The organism is Brevundimonas sp., assembly GCF_023259385.1.
GTDB lineage: Bacteria > Pseudomonadota > Alphaproteobacteria > Caulobacterales > Caulobacteraceae > Brevundimonas.
This window is the reverse complement of record NZ_JAHFPF010000008.1, coordinates 14,043-29,840: the sequence shown is the minus strand read 5'-3', so window position 1 is coordinate 29,840 and position 15,798 is coordinate 14,043. Positions and strand designations below refer to the sequence as shown.

At 67.0% G+C, this 15,798-nt stretch carries 9 protein-coding genes; all 9 read left to right on the top strand.

Going from position 1 to position 15,798, the window contains the following annotated elements; genetic code table 11:
* Positions 1-927, top strand: a 927-nt coding sequence (locus tag Q0C81_RS01115) for a TonB-dependent receptor (RefSeq protein WP_291832406.1), incomplete at its 5' end; no start/stop codon positions are given.
* Positions 928-1,003: 76 nt separating this feature from the next.
* On the top strand, positions 1,004-3,508 hold the full coding sequence (locus Q0C81_RS01110) for a glycoside hydrolase family 3 protein (protein ID WP_291832404.1): 2,505 nt from the start codon (positions 1,004-1,006) through the stop codon (positions 3,506-3,508).
* 733 nt (positions 3,509-4,241) lie between these two features.
* Positions 4,242-7,052 carry a TonB-dependent receptor gene (locus Q0C81_RS01105; RefSeq protein WP_291832403.1) on the top strand — a complete coding sequence of 937 codons (2,811 nt, stop codon included), beginning with the start codon at positions 4,242-4,244 and terminating at the stop codon, positions 7,050-7,052.
* Between the two features lie 58 nt (positions 7,053-7,110).
* On the top strand, positions 7,111-7,848 hold the full coding sequence (locus tag Q0C81_RS01100; protein WP_291832401.1) for a FadR/GntR family transcriptional regulator: 738 nt from the start codon (positions 7,111-7,113) through the stop codon (positions 7,846-7,848).
* Positions 7,849-7,998: 150 nt separating this feature from the next.
* A complete protein-coding gene (locus tag Q0C81_RS01095) occupies positions 7,999-10,206 on the top strand; it encodes a polysaccharide lyase 6 family protein (protein WP_291832399.1) in 2,208 nt (735 codons plus the stop codon).
* Entirely contained in the window at positions 10,206-12,422 is a 2,217-nt protein-coding gene (locus Q0C81_RS01090; RefSeq protein WP_291832397.1) for an alginate lyase family protein, read from the top strand. Before Q0C81_RS01095 ends, Q0C81_RS01090 begins: the two co-directional genes overlap by 1 nt.
* A 47-nt stretch (positions 12,423-12,469) precedes the next feature.
* A complete protein-coding gene (locus Q0C81_RS01085; protein WP_291832395.1) occupies positions 12,470-13,780 on the top strand; it encodes an MFS transporter in 1,311 nt (436 codons plus the stop codon).
* A 41-nt stretch (positions 13,781-13,821) separates the two neighbouring features.
* Complete coding sequence (locus Q0C81_RS01080; RefSeq protein WP_291832393.1) at positions 13,822-14,574, top strand: SDR family NAD(P)-dependent oxidoreductase; 753 nt, start codon at positions 13,822-13,824, stop codon at positions 14,572-14,574.
* 25 nt (positions 14,575-14,599) lie between these two features.
* Entirely contained in the window at positions 14,600-15,793 is a 1,194-nt protein-coding gene (locus Q0C81_RS01075) for a GDSL-type esterase/lipase family protein (RefSeq protein WP_291832391.1), read from the top strand.
* The last annotated feature ends 5 nt before the right edge of the window (positions 15,794-15,798 follow it).

Sequence of the window (15,798 nt, the reverse complement as noted above, 5' to 3'; positions counted from 1 at the left end):
GGCCACAAGTCCGGCGGCTTCAACGACACCATCGTCATCAACGGCGTATCGACGGCGCCGACCTTCGCGCCGGAATCCGTGACCCTGTTCGAACTGGGGACGAAGAACACCTTCCGCCCCGCCAGCGGCCGGATCGACGTCAACGCCAACATCTTCCTGTACGACTATGCCGACCAGGTGTTCCAGACGCTGGTGTCCCTCGGCAGCGGTCCCGGCGGCGCCAGCGCCGGCTTCTCGCAGCAGAACATCAACGTCGCCCAGTCGACCATCCAGGGCTTCGAAATCGAAACCCGTTTCGACCTGCCGTTCGGCATGCGTCTGGACCTCATCGGCTCCTATATCGACGCCCAGGCGGACGAGGGCGCGCTGACCGACACCCGCGGTACGGACTACGGGGACGGCACGCCGAACTTCAACGTCGATATCGGCGGCAACGACCTGCCGAACGTGTCCAAGGTGAACCTGAACGCCCATCTGCAGCAGACCGTCGACCTGTTCGGGGGGAGGGCGGACTTCCACCTGCTGGCCAACTATCGCTCGTCCTACTACCTCAACATCTACAACGAGCTGCCGGTGATCCAATTCACCGCGCGGCCGGCGGATCCGGCGGGGCAGGCGGCCTATGACGCCTTCAAGGCGTCGGTCGCCGGGACCACCATCAACCCGAACGCCCCCCTTTCGAGCCCGTACCTGCGCAGCACCGACGCGCGCGCGGGCGGTTTCTGGGCGCGCCAGGAGGGCTATGTCACCGTCAACATCGGCGCCGGTTGGGAGCCGTCGAGCGGCCGCTACCGGATCGAGGGCTATGTGAACAACCTGTTCGATGAGACCGTCGTCGAAAAGCAGCTGGTCTCCGATCAGGTCGTCAATGTCCTGTTCCTGAACCAGCCGCGGACCGCCGGCCTGCGCCTGCGCGCCAACTTCTAATCTCCTGAACTGGGGCGACGCGGTCCTTTGGACGCGTCGCCGCTTTTTTCAGTATCGCGTCGTCTCGAGGTTCAGCATGTCCGTGTCCCGCCGAACGCTTCTGTGCGCTGCCGCCCTGGCGGCCGTTCTTTCGGGTTGCGCGCCTCTGACAGCCCAGGCTCAGAACATCGAGAGCGCCACGGCCGATCCCGCCGTATGGCCCGCGGCGGCCAGCCCGGCGGCGATCACGGACGCGCGCACGGAGGCCATGATCGACGGCCTGCTGGCCCACATGACGATCGAGGAGAAGGTCGGCCAGCTGATCCAGGCCGACATCGGCTCCGTGACGCCGGCCGATCTGGCGACCTATCCGATCGGATCGATCCTCGCGGGCGGAAACTCGGCCCCGGGCGGCAACGAACGGGCGCCGTTGGCGGACTGGGTCGCCCTGTCCCGCGCCTTCCGGGCGGCGGCGGCGAACCGTCCCGGCGCGGCCATTCCGCTGATGTTCGGCATCGACGCCGTCCACGGCCATAACAATATCGTCGGCGCGACCCTGTTTCCCCACAATATCGGCCTAGGCGCGGCGCGTGACCCGGGCCTGATCGAGCGGATCGGCGCGGCCACCGCCCAGGAAGTCGCCGCCTCGGGGGCGGACTGGACGTTCGGCCCGACCCTCGCGGTGCCGCGCAACGACCGCTGGGGCCGCTCGTACGAGGGCTACGGAGAGAACCCGGAGATCGTCTCCAGCTACGCGGGACCCATGACGCGCGGCCTGCAGGGCGAACTGGTGGCGGGCCGGTCTCTCTCGCGCGATCACATCGCCGGATCGGCCAAGCATTTCCTCGCGGACGGCGGCACGACGGACGGCGTCGACCAGGGCGATGCGGTGATCCCGGAGGCCGAACTCATCGCCCTCCACGCCCAGGGCTATGTGCCGGCCATCGACACCGGCGTCCTGACGGTCATGGCCTCTTTCTCGAGCTGGAACGGCGTGAAGATCACGGGCAACCACTCGCTGCTGCCGGATGTCCTGAAGGGGCGGATGGGCTTCGAGGGCTCTGTCGTGGGGGACTGGAACGCCCACTGCCAGATTCCCGGCTGCAGCAACGAAAGCTGCCCCGAAGCCATCAACGCCGGGCTGGACATGTTCATGGCGCCGGACAGCTGGCGCAACCTCTACGTAAACACCTTGGCGCAGGCACGGGCAGGGGAGATCCCGGCCGCTCGCCTCGATGACGCCGTGCGGCGCATCCTCAGGGTCAAGATCAAGCTCGGGGTCTTCGATCGCGATCGGTCGCTTGAAGGGCGCACCGACATCCTCGGTTCAGCGGAGCACCGCGCCCTGGCGCGCGAGGCGGTCCGGAAATCCCTGGTCCTGCTCAAGAACGAAGGCGTGCTGCCGATCCGGCCCGGCGCGCGCGTCCTCGTCGCGGGCGACGCCGCGGATTCCATCGGACAGGCGTCCGGCGGCTGGACGGTGACTTGGCAGGGCGCCGACACGACCAACGCCGACTTCCCCGGCGGCGTCTCGATCTGGGCGGGGCTCGAGGCCGCGGTGAAGGCGAGCGGCGGCGCCGCCGAACTGAGTGCGGACGGATCATGGGCCGCCCGGCCGGATGTCGCCATCGTCGTGTTCGGCGAAACGCCCTACGCCGAATTCCAGGGCGATATCGAAACCCTCGACTTCGAACCCGAGGGGCCGCTGGCCTTGCTGCGCCGCTACAAGGCGGCCGGCATTCCGACGGTCTCGATCTTCCTCAGCGGACGCCCGCTGTGGACGAACCCGGAGATCAACGCCTCGGACGCCTTCGTCGCGGCCTGGCTGCCCGGCACGGAAGGAGCCGGCGTGGCCGATGTGCTGGTCGCGGGTCCCGACGGCCGGGCGCCGTTCGACTTCACGGGCCGTCTGTCCTTCTCCTGGCCGCGAGACGCGGGCCAGGACGTCCTGAACGTGGGCGGGCCGGACTATGCGCCGCAGTTCGCCTATGGCTACGGCCTCAGCTATGCGGCGCCGGCCCGCACCGGCGCGCTGTCCGAGGATCCCGGCGTGACCGTCAGCCGAAGCAATGTCGATCGCTACTTCACCGACGGCCGCGTCCAGTCGCCCTGGTCGTTGATGCTGCGGGACGAGGGCGGCGACAGTCGGGCGGGAGCCATTCTGGCCGCGACCAGCCCGCGCGGCGCCTTGCAGGTTCGATCGACGGACGGCGCGGCGCAGGAAAGCGCGATGAGCCTGACGTTCAGCGGGCCGGCCGAAGCCCTGATCACGGGACCGCCCGTCGATCTGTCCCGACAACGTAACGGCGACATGGTGCTGGGATTCTCGATCCGTCTCGACGGGCCGCTTTCCGGACCGTTGGAGCTCGGTTTCGGGCGGGCGCGCACCGACATCGCGCCGCTATTGCGCGACGCCCGTCCGGGCGTCTGGCGCTCGATCCGGATTCCGCTGGCCTGTTTCGACGGGGATGGTTCGGGCGTGGCGGCTCTGGAAACGCCGTTCCTGCTTCGATCAGGGCAAAACCAGCGCGTGTCGGTCGCGGAGATCGGCCTGATCAGCAACGAAGGCGGGCTGGGTTGCCCGGCGGTGGGGCCGCGCTAGCGGCCGGCATGGGCTGAGACGGAGATCTGGAGCCGGAAAAGCCGACACGCGGTTGTCGGTTTCTCCGGCTTTCGCGATTCCGGTCCATTGAAATCAATGTCAAATCGACAGGCCGCCGTTTCCTCGTGAGCTGAGCTCGCTGCGGGCGGCCGAGACATGGTCGAAGGGCACAGGCTTCAGCCGTGTCGCGCTGGATGTTTTCGCGAGCAACGATTGCGGGCGGCGCTTCTGCGAGACCGCTGGATTTCGGCCCGAAACTATCTGTGTGGTGAAGCGACGCTAGCAGGGCAACTTGAGTAGAAGCGGCCCGTTGGGGGGCTGCGGCGCCGAGGTCCGCTCCATGGCGCAATCGCGCCGTCATTTTACGCTCTAGGTCGCGGCGTTGCTTTGGTGGGTGGATAGCCGCCGGCATGTTGGGGGAGTGAAAGGCGTCGCCAGCCGTCCCCCGGCATCGACCTTGCGCCACGACCGACGCCCGACGGACGCGCCTACCGTGGCTGTCCTGCAACGCTCGCTTGAACCGGTCCCCGCAAAGCGCCTTTCGGCGTATCGATGCGCAGAAAGCGAACCAATTGGTATATTATAAATTCTAAAAGACCGGTCCAACTGGCTTGACTTAGTGGTCCGCCCAAGGAAGCTTCGGGCCAACAAAACAAAAGGCTCAAGGGAGGGCCGCATGCAGGTTTGCTTTGGCGCGCGGAGGCCGCGCGTAGTCGCGCGTGGTCGGTCGATCTTGCTGGCGGGTGCGTCGGCGATCTGTTGGGCGGCCGCCGCGCCGACTTTCGCCCAGGACGCCCCGGTCGTCACCGAGGACACCACCCTCGACGAGGTCGTCGTCACCGGCACCCGCCGCACGATGCAGACCTCCATAGAAACCAAGCGCCAGGAAGCCACCATTGTGGACGCCCTGACGGCCGATGAAATCGGTGATCTGCCGGCCCTGTCGGTGGGGGAGGCGATCGAGACCATCACCGGCGCGGCGTCCCACCGCGAGAAGGGCGGCGCATCTGAAATCGCCATTCGCGGCATGGGGCCGTTCCTGGGCGCCTCCACCTTCAACGGTCGCGAGGCCTCCAACGGCAGCGGCGACCGATCGGTCAACTTCAACCAGTTCCCCTCCGAACTGATCAACCAGATCAAGGTCTACAAGACCCAGCAGGCCAATCTGATCGAGGGCGGCGTGTCCGGCCTGGTGGAACTCGGCACCCTGCGGCCGCTGGATTTCAACCGACGTCGCATCCAGATCGAGGGAAAGATCAACTACAACCCCTATGAGGATCGGCTGCTGAACGAGCCCTCCCCGGGCTATCGGGGGACCCTCAGCTTCGTGGACCAGTTCGATCTGGGCGGTCTGGGCAAGCTCGGCCTGTCGCTGGGCTTCCAGCGCAACGACGTCACCAATCCGGAAGAGGTCTACAACGCCAGCTCGACCTGGGTGGCCTGTAACGCCAGCACCACCCAAACCGGCAACTGCGCCGAGGTGTCACGCGCCCAGGCCGCGGCCGGCACGCCCTTCTATCTGGTTCCGAACAGCTACATCTTCCGTCAGATCGAGGAAGACGACACCCGCGACGCCTGGTTCGGCGCGATCCAGTGGCGGCCGAACGACCGCCTGAACCTCAACCTCGATTATCAGTACTCGGATCGCTCCTACAACGAGCGGCGCAACGAGCTGGGCATTTCGGAAGGCCGCTACGGCTTGACCAATCGGGTCGTTGACGAGAACCACGTGCTGCTGGCCGTGACCGGCAACAGCTCCATCGAGACCAACTCGACCTTCAAGAACCGTTCCGAGACCTATGAGGGCGCGGGTCTGAACGTCGAGTATTTCGTGAACGAGTCCCTGACCCTGAGGGGCGACGTGTCCTGGTCGCACACCTTGCGCAACGAGACCGACCGCAATGTTCGCCTGCGCTCGGATCCGCTGGACATCTACGGCGTCCGCACCCCGATGAACAATCAGCGGGTGCCCTACACCATGGATCTGCGCAACGGTCCGGTGCCGACCTTCACCATCGATCCACGTTTCGACATCACCAACCACGATCTGTTCAGCGACGACGCCCGCATCCGCCGCGACCAGAGCCAGCGCGATCACGAGATCTTCGCAAGCCGGTTCGACGCCACCTATGAACCGTCGGACGGGTTCTTCACCGCCTTTGACGCCGGCGTCCGCTACTCGACGATGACGTTCAAGGACTTCGACAATCGGGTCGAGTTCACCCAGGACGATCGCGCGGTGGACCGCGCCGCCAACCTGTTGTGTCGTACGGCCTTCCCGCAGACCGACTTCCTGGACAGCTCGTCGTCGAACAGCATCAAACGATGGGCGACCTTCGACGCCGTCTGTCTGTTCGAAGCCTATTCGGGGGTGCCGGACACCGGCCTGCCGCTCGACATCCGCGCCGTTGAGAACCGCGACGTCTCGGAAGACGTCTGGGCCGGCTACGGCATGGCCAGCTTCGCCGGCATGGCCGGCGACCTGCCGTTCCGCGGCAATGTCGGTCTGCGTGTCGTGGACACGCAGGTCGCCTCCAAGGGCCTGCGCGCCGATCTGAACGTGGTGGACAACGGCGACGGCACGATCAGCCTGGTCCCGACCGGCGAGTTCGATGAAACGGTCATCGAGCACGGCACCACGCGCTGGCTGCCCAGTCTGAACCTGACCTTCGAGCTGAAGGACGACCTGCTGCTGCGTGGCGGTCTCTTCCGCGCCATGTCGCGTCCGGCGCCGAGCGCCCTGGGCGCGGGGCGGATCATCACCGTCGACAGCGGCGCGGACTATTCGAACGTGGCCGAGGCCCTGCGCAACATCACCGCCAACGGCAGCCCGCGCCTCGAGCCGCTGATGTCGTGGAACGCGGACCTGTCGCTGGAATACTACGCCAACCGCGACTCGATGTTCGCCTTGGCGGTATACGCCAAGCAGTTCACCGGGGGCTTCCGGCCCGTCGCCTATGACGAGACCTTCGTCATCGATGGCCAATCGGTCACCGTGCCGGTCGTCCAGACCGAGAACAGCGACGACGAAAGCACCCTGCTGGGTTTCGAGGTCACGGGAGCCTACCGCTTCTCAAGCCTGCCGGCGCCGTTCGACGGCTTGGGGATCAAGGTCAGCTACAGCTACGCCGACCTGGACTTCGAGAATGAGGATGTCCGCCTGGGCGATGTCATCGACGCCGCGACGGGGGTGGTGACCGAGGGCATGATCCCGCCCGCCGGTCTTTCGGGTCTGTCCAAGGACGTTCTGTCGGCCCAGATCTACTACCAGATCGGCGACCTGGATCTGCAGGCGATCTATAAGTACCGCTCCGACTATTATCAGGACTTCGTCGGCGGCAATTCGCAGCTGCGCTACGTCCACGGGGCGGGAACGGTGGACTTGCGGGCCAGCTACCAGTTCGGCCGCGACACCCGACTGCAGTTCGAGGCGATCAACATCACCGATCAACCGCGCATCGAGGATATGCCGGTGTGGGGATCGACCCGCGGCTACTACGCCTACGGGAGCAAATACTACGTCTCGATGCGGCGCAGGTTCTGATCGAGCGAGGGGTGTCGGACCGATTGGCCCGACGCCCCGGTTCGGCTAGGCTGCACGTATGAGTCAGAAGCGCCTATTCCATACCGTATCCGAACAGATCCTGCAGTTGATCGCGGATGAGGGCTACGGCCCTGGCGCGAAGCTGCCGGGCGAACGCGAGTTGGCGGAGCAGTTCGGCGTCAGCCGCGTCACGGTGCGTGAAGCCGAGGTGGCGCTGCAGGCCCAGGGCAAGCTGGTCATCAAGACGGGTTCCGGCGTCTTCGTTTGCGGCGTCGCGGCCCCCCACGCCCTGCCGACCGTCAGTCCCTTCGAGGTGACGGAGGCCCGCTCCCTATTCGAATCCGAAGCGGCCGCCTTGGCTGCCTCGGTGATCACGCCGGAGGCGCTGGAGCGTCTTGAGTATCTTGTCCGGTCGATGGACGGGAGCAATCCCGACCTGGACGCCGACGCCGCCGACCGGGAGTTTCACCGGGTCATCGCGGCGTCCGCCAACAATGTCGCCGTTTTGCACACCATTGAAACCCTGTGGCGCATGCGGACCGAGCAGCCGCAGGTGATGGCCGCTCACAAGGCGATCTGCGAGATCGACGACTCCTCCCGGGTCGAGGAGCACATGGCCATTCTCCATGCTCTTCAGGCGCGCGATCCGTCGGGCGCCCGGCGCGCCATGCGCGCCCACTTCAACCGCCTTCTATCGGCCATGCTAGACGCCAGCGCGGCCCAGGCGCAGCAGGAGCTGGAACGCCAGACGGCGGCCAGCCGCGAACGGTTCCTGATCAGCACCCGAGCAGTCTAGCGACAATCCACCGGACCAATTGGTCTGTAATCTATACCGATTTTTCAGAACCAAGTGGTTGGCGCGGCCGGTTCTTACTGTTAGCGTCACCCTGTCGGCCGCAGAGCCGTCAGCGAGTCCGCGTCAAGCCGGACCGAATGGGAGGCGAGAATGTTCGCCAGATGGGCGGCCGTCGCGGCCGTATTGCTTTGGGCGGGAGCCGCCACAGCCCAGACCTCGATCGTGGTCAACGATCCGCAGGCGTATCAGCGGGCCGTTCGCGCCGCGAAACCGGGCGACACCATCGTCCTGGCGGACGGCGTATGGACCGACTTCCAGATCCTGTTCGACGCCGAGGGGCAGCCGGGTCGCCCCATCACCCTGACGGCCCAGACGCCGGGGCGGGTCATTCTGTCGGGGCAATCCAATTTGCGCATGGCCGGTCGGCAGCTGGTGGTGTCGAACCTGGTCTTTCGTGACGGCTACTCACCGACCGGCGAGGTGATCTCGTTCCGCCGTTCGCGGGATCGTCGCGCGGTGGAGAGCCGCGTCACCGGCGTGGTCATCGACGGCTTCAACAAGCCGGATCGCGGGACCTCTGACAACTGGGTGGCCCTGTACGGCTCGCACAATCGCTTCGACCACAACCATCTGACGGGCAAAACCAATCTGGGCACCACCCTGGTCGTCGTCCGCGACGAGCAGCAGGGGCTCGATAACCGGCACCGCATCGACCACAACTATTTCGGCCCGCGCCCGAACCTGGGCTCGAACGGCGGCGAGACGATCCGCGTCGGCTCCAGCGCCGACTCCCTGTCGGCATCGAACACCGTGGTCGAGAACAATTGGTTCGAGGGCTGCGACGGCGAGGTGGAGATCGTCTCCAACAAGTCGGGCGGCAACACCTACCGCGGCAATGTCTTCTTCCAGTCGCGCGGGGCCCTGGTGCTGCGCCACGGCGCCGGAAATCTGGTCGAGTCCAACGTCTTCATCGGCGGAAACAAGCCGCACACCGGCGGCATACGCATCATCAACGGAAACCAGACCGTCCGGAACAACTACATGGAGGGCCTGGCGGGCGACGGCTTCGGCTCGGCCTTCAGCATCATGTACGGCGTGCCGGACTCGCCGATCAACCGCTACCATCAGGTGGACAATGCGGTGATCGAGAACAACACCATCATCGGCGCGCGCAGCATCTTCCTGGGCGCCGGCATGGATGAGGAGCGGTCGGCCGCGCCGATCAACAGCCGCTTCGCCAACAACCTGATCGTCGCCGCGGACGGCCGCCGCGATCCAGTACGTGTTCTGGGCGATCTGTCCGGCATCGCCTTCGCGGGAAACATCCAGAGCCCGGCGGTATCGGACAGCCTGACCCGGGGCTTCGAGGGCCGCGCGGTCACCCTAACCCGCGGACCCGGCGGGCTTCTGGTCCCGAACGGGCTTGACGGCGTCGGCGCCTCGCGGGACCTGCGCATCGTGGCCCGGGGCGGCACGGGGGTGGACTGGTATCCCAAGCACGGCCAGCAACCCCGTCTGGACACCGGCGGGGAGGTGGCGGTGCCGCCCGGCGAGGGCGCTCTGGCCGATGCGGCCGAAGCCGCCGCGCCCGGCGCTGTACTGACCCTGGCCGCGGGACGCTATTCGGTCGATCGCACCATCCTCGTCGACGCCCCGCTGACGGTGCGAGGACCCGCCGAGGGTGAGGCCGAGATCTCCTTCTCCCGTCCGGCGCTGTTCCAACTCCAACGAGGCGGCTCGCTGAAGCTGTCGCGGGTGGCCGTCACCGGGCGCGACGCGCCCGACGAGGTCGGCAATGCGGTGATCAGAGTCGCGGCCGGTTCGAACGCCGCCAATTTCGAGATCATCGTCGAGGACAGCCGGGTCTCGGATCTGATCGTCAATCGAGGGTTCGATGTCGTCGCCCTAGGCAAGGGCAGCATGGCGGATCGGGTGCTGCTCAAGGGCGTCACGGTGGACAACGTCAGCGGCGCGGTCGTTTCAGCCGCCGCCGAAACCGACGACCGTGGGACCTACAACGTCGAGATGATCCGGATAGAAGGCGGGACCTTTCGCCGGGTCGGCGGGCCGGTTGTCGACCTGTATCGCGGCGGTACGGACGAGAGCACCTTTGGGCCGCGCCTGTCGGTGACCGACGCGGTCTTCGACAAGGCGGGGTCCGTCACGACCCCCGCCTTGTTGATGCGCGGGGTCCAGTTCGCCGAGGTCAGGGGCAACCGGCTGACCGACAGCGGCGCCATTCGCTTCAGCCATCGTGTCGGTGAACCCGTACTGGTCGTTCGCGACAACCAGTTGGTGCGCACGCCGCCGCTTGAGTCCGACGTCGCCTCGGTGGCGGTCCTGCCGGAGACTTTGTGATGATCCTCAGGCTTTCCCTGTCGGCCCTGCTGCTGGCCGGAGCGGTGACCGGCGCGACGCCTGCCGCAGCCGCTGCGGTCCCGTCCGCCGTGGTCCAGGTCCGGACGGCGACGACGCCCGTATTGACCAGTCCCGACGACTGGCGGCGCATGGCCGAGGCCGGCGGTCAGTATCCCATGTTCGCCGCCGAGCAGGCGCGCGTCGAACGGATGGTGCGCGCCGCCATGGGGCGCGAGATCGACGTGCCGGTCCCGCGCGATCCGGGCGGCGGCTATACCCATGAACAGCACAAGCGGAACTATCAGGCGATCTATAACGCCGGGGCCTTGTACCGCCTGACCGGCGATCGCGCCTACGCCGACTTCGCGCGCGACCTGCTGCTGAAGTACGCCGATCTGTATCCGACCCTGGGCGCCCACCCGGCCGGGCGCGGCCAGATTCCGGGCCGCATCTTCTGGCAGACGCTGAACGACTCCGTCTGGCTGGTCTATTCGATCCAGGGCTACGACGCGATCCGCGAGACGCTGAGCGCCGAGGACCGTGAGAAGATCGACGGCCAGGTCTTCCGCCGCATGGCGCGTTTCCTGTCGGACGAGACGCCGGACAATTTCGAGCGCATCCACAACCACGCCACCTGGGCCGTCGCCGCCGTCGGCATGACCGGCTACGTCCTGCGCGACGCCGAGATGTCCGAGAAGGCCTTGATGGGTCTCAAAAGGGATGGCTCGGCCGGCTTCATCGCCCAGATCAATCAACTGTTCTCGCCGGACGGCTACTACGAGGAAGGGCCGTACTATCAGCGCTATGCGTTGGCGCCCTTTATCATTTTCGCGCGGACGATCGAACAGAACGACCCGGAACGCGGCATCTTCCACCACCGTGACGGCGTGCTGTTGAAGGCCGTCGACGCGGTGATCCAGTCCAGCTACGGCGGCTACTTCATCCCCATCAACGACGCGATCCTGGACAAGGGGCTGGACACCGAGGAACTGGTGACCGGCGTGGCCGTCGCCTATGCGCGATCGCAGGACTCCGGCCTGCTGTCCATCGCTGAGCGGCAAGGGCGCACCCTGCTGTCGCCGGACGGCCTGCGCGTGGCCCAGGGCGTGGCGGAGGGCCGGGCGCGTCCGTTCGACTTCCGCTCGATTTTGTTGCGCGACGGCGCCGACGGCGCGCACGGCGGCCTGGGCATCCTGCGCGAGAACGGCGAGGACGGTCAGGCCCTGGTGTTCAAGGCCACGGCCATGGGCATGGGCCACGGCCATTTCGACAAGCTGAACTGGCTCTTCTACGACAACGGCCAGCGGGTGGTGACCGACTACGGCGCCGCGCGGTTCCTGAACATCGAGGCCAAGGCGGGCGGCATCTATCTGCCGGAGAACAACAGCTGGGCCAAGGCGACCGTCGCGCACAACACCCTGGTGGTGAACGAACGCAACCAGTTCGGCGGCGACTGGCGCATCGGCGAGGATCGGGCGCCTGAAGTGCTGTTCTTCGGAACGGGGGAGGGGACCCAGATCGTTTCCGCTCGCCAGACGGGGGCCTATGACGGCGTGGTCTTCACCCGCACCCAGGCGCTGGTCGAGCATCCGGATCTGGGCCTGCCCATCGTCATCGACCTGTTGCGGGCCACCAGTTCGACGGCGGCGCGGTTCGACCTGCCGCTGCACTACAACGGCCACATCATGAACGTCGGCTTCGAAGCTCAACGGGCCGTGGCCGAGCGGCCGGTGCTCGGTCGCGCCGACGGCTATCAGCACCTGTGGGTCGACGCCTCCACGGCGGCGGCGGAACAGACCCGAAGCCTGACCTGGTTGCTGGACGGCCGCTTCTACACCTGGCGCTTCGGAGCCAGCGCGCCGTCGCGCGCCATCCTCGCCGAAAGCGGCGCCAACGACCCCAGCTTCAACCTGCGTCGCGAGCCGCTGTTGATCCAGCGTGTCGACGGCCAGTCCGAGGTGTCCTTCTTCGGCGTGCTCGAGCCGCACGGTCGCTACGACGGCACGGCCGAGACGGTGACCGGCGCCGACAGCCGCATTCAGGACGTCAAACGGGTGCGCGGCGACGGGGCGGAGGTGATCGTCCTGACGCTGGCCTCGGGCAAGACCCTGGCCCTGGGCATAGCCGACGATGTGACGGCGGGCGTGGCCCATTCGGTCTCGGCCGACGGGCAGACCTGGCGCTGGAGCGGCCCCTGGGCCCGACTGGATCGATAGAGAGGCCGGCGCGCAGGCGACCGACCCGTGACGGGAGTGCGAGAGTGATGCAGAAACGATCCGCAGTGCGGTGGCTGATCATCGGCCTCATCGCCGTGGCCACAGTGATCAACTACATCGACCGCAACGCCCTGGCGGTGATGTGGCCGGAGATCGCCGACGACATCGGCGCGACCAAGGAGGACTACGCTCTTCTGGTCACCGTCTTCATGCTGTTCTACGCGGCCGGCCAGTTCGTCTTCGGCCGGTTGTTCGACAAGATCGGCACCCGGATGGGCTTCGCCCTGTCGATCGGGGTCTGGTCGATTTCGATCGCCCTGCACGCCGTCGCCAACTCGATCACCTCTTTCGGCGTCTTCCGCGCCGTATTGGGCGTCAGCGAGGCCGGCGCCTGGCCGGGCGCGGTCAAGGCGAACGCAGAGTGGTTCCCCCCCAGGGAACGCGCCTTCGCCCAAGGCATCTTCAACGCCGGCGCCTCGATCGGCGCCATCATCTCGGCGCCGCTGATCGCCCTGCTGTTCCTGTGGTTGGGCTGGAAGGGCACCTTCATCCTTGTCGGCGCCCTGGGCTTCATCTGGCTGCTGCCCTGGCTGGTTATCTACCGCGCGGGTCCGGACAAGCATCCTTGGGTCAGCGAGGCCGAACGGGTCCTGATCCTGGACGCCCCGGCCGACGCCGGCGGCCCGGTCGGTCCGATCTACACCCCGACGCTGAAGCAGATGATGTCCCATCGCCAGAGCTGGGGCCTGGTCCTCTCGCGCTTCTTCCTGGACCCGATCTGGTGGCTGTTCGTGTCCTGGCTGCCGATCTATCTGGCCGAGACCTTCAACTTCGACATCAAGCAGATCGGCATCTTCGCCTGGGTGCCCTTTGTCGGCGCCATGATCGGCAGCCTGTCCGGCGGCTGGCTATCGGGCAAGCTGATCGCGTCGGGCTGGAGCGCCGACCGCGCCCGCAAGTGGGTCATTACCCTGGGCTGCGTCATCATGGCGCCGGCGCTGCTGGGGGCCGTCCTGGCGACCGACCCGACCCTGGCGGTGCTGACCATCGCGGTGGTTCTGTTCGGCTTCCAGGTCGCCATCGGCAACATCCAGACCATTCCGGGCGACCTGTTCCACGGCAAATCCGTGGGGTCGCTGGCCGGCGTCGGCGGCATGGCGGCCGTGGCCGGGACCCTGATCACCACTTGGCTGGTGCCGACGATGACCAAGGTCTCCTACGCCCCGATCTTCATCCTGGTGGCGTCGCTCATCCCGCTGAGCCTGATCGCGATCTGGTGGATCACCGGACCGGTCCGGAAGCTGGACGCTCCAGACAGCGAGACGTCCGGCGCCCGGGCTCCGGGCGACCAGGCCTGACAGCGTTTCCAATCCCTTCTTCCCTTAGGACCACGACAGACATGACGTTCAAGAACAAGGTGGCCATCGTCACCGGTGGCGGCCGCGACATCGGCCGGGCCGTTTCGCTTCAACTGGCGGCTGAGGGGGCGAAGGTCTGCATCAACTTCGCCAATGACGAAGCCAGCGCGCAGGAAACTCTGCGCCTGATCCAGGAGGCCGGCGGCGAAGCGATCCTGCACCGCGCCGACGTCACGGACGCCGCGGCCGTGGACGGGCTGGTCGCCGCGACCCAGGCTGCTTTCGGCCGCAAGATCGACGTGCTGGTCAACACGGCCGGCGGCATGGTGGCGCGCAAGCCGCTGGCCGAGATCGACGAAGGCTTCTTCCACACGGTCATGGACCTGAACCTGAAGTCGGTCTTCCTGACCACAAAGGCCGTGGTTCCGCACATGGAGGCGGGCGCCGCCATCGTGAACTTCGCCTCGCTGGCTGGCCGTGACGGCGGCGGTCCCGGCGCGGCGATCTACGCCACGTCGAAGGCCGCTGTGATGACCTTCACCCGCTCGATGGCCAAGGAACTGGGCCCCAGGGGCATTCGTGTGAACGCCCTGTGCTGCGGCATGATCTCGACCCGTTTCCATGACGATTTCACCAAGCCCGAAGTCCGTCAGGCCGTGGCGAACGGCACGCCGCTGCGTCGCGAAGGGCGTCCTGAGGAAGCCGCCGCGACGGCGGTGTTCCTGGCGTCCGACGCGGCCGGCTTCATGACCGGCGCCAACGTCGACGTGAACGGCGGAACCTTCTTCTCTTGATCCTGAACGCCGAGGGGTGCTGACGATGCGTGGTATGATGACGGCCGTGGCGTGCGCCGCCGCCCTGGTCCTTGCGGCCGGCCCGGTCCGAGCCCAGGCCGCTTCCGGCGAGCCGGTCTGGGTCGCGGCCTGGACCGCTTCGGCGGCTCCGGACCGTAAGGACGGAACGCCCGAGGCGCCGGTGCTGTTCAACGCACAGACCGTGCGTCAGGATATGCGGATGGGGACTTCGGCGACCGCCCTGCGGTTCCGTGTCACCAACGAATTGGGCGTCGCCCCTCTGCACCTCGACGACCTGTCCGCGCGCCTGACGAACGGGCAAGGCGCCGTCGTGCCCGTCACCTTCGGCGGCCGAAGCGAGGTGGTCATCCCGGTCGGGGCGGCCTGGATCAGCGATCCGGTCGCGCTGACGGTGCCGGCGTTCGGCGACATATCACTGAGCATCCACTTCCCGGAGGCGACCCAGCCGGCCGTGCGTCGCACGCCGGTGCGGATCGTCGAGGGGCGTGGCGACGTGCCGGACAGTGCCCGCGTCGTCCGCCGTCAGAACGTCATCTCAGCCGTCTACGCCCAGCGTGACAGCGCCCCGACCGTGGTGGTCGCCCTGGGCGATTCCATCACCGAGGGGGCGACGGCGACGCTGGACGCGCACCGGGAGTGGACCAGCCTTCTGGCGCGCCGCTTCGAGGCGACCTGCCCGGGCCGGATCGTCGTGCTGAACCAGGGCATCAGCGGTAATAGGCTGATGGACCACGGCCGCAGCCATTCCGCCCTCGCGCGGTTGGACCGTGACGTCCTGGCCCTGCCGCAGGTCGACTATGTGATCCTGCTCGAGGGCATCAACGACATCCGTCACAACGGCGATCCGGCCCGCCCGGGACGACACCCGGCGGACATGATCCTCGGCTACAGTCAGGTGGTCAGTCGGTTGCATGACCGGAATATCCGCGTCATGGGCGGCACCTTGACGCCCTTCGAGGGCTCCGAGCGCTATGAGCCGGTGTCCGAGGGCACGCGGCAGGCGCTGAACCGCTTCATCCGCGAGGACGGGGTGTTCGACGGGGTGATCGACTTCGACGCCGCTGTCCGCGACCCGGCCAAACCGGAGGGCTTCCGCGAGGGGACCAGCCGCGACGACCGCCTTCATCCGAGCGATGAAGGTTATCGTCTGATGGCCGAGAGCATCGATTTGGCCATGTTCGGCTGCCGCCCGGCATGAAGGAT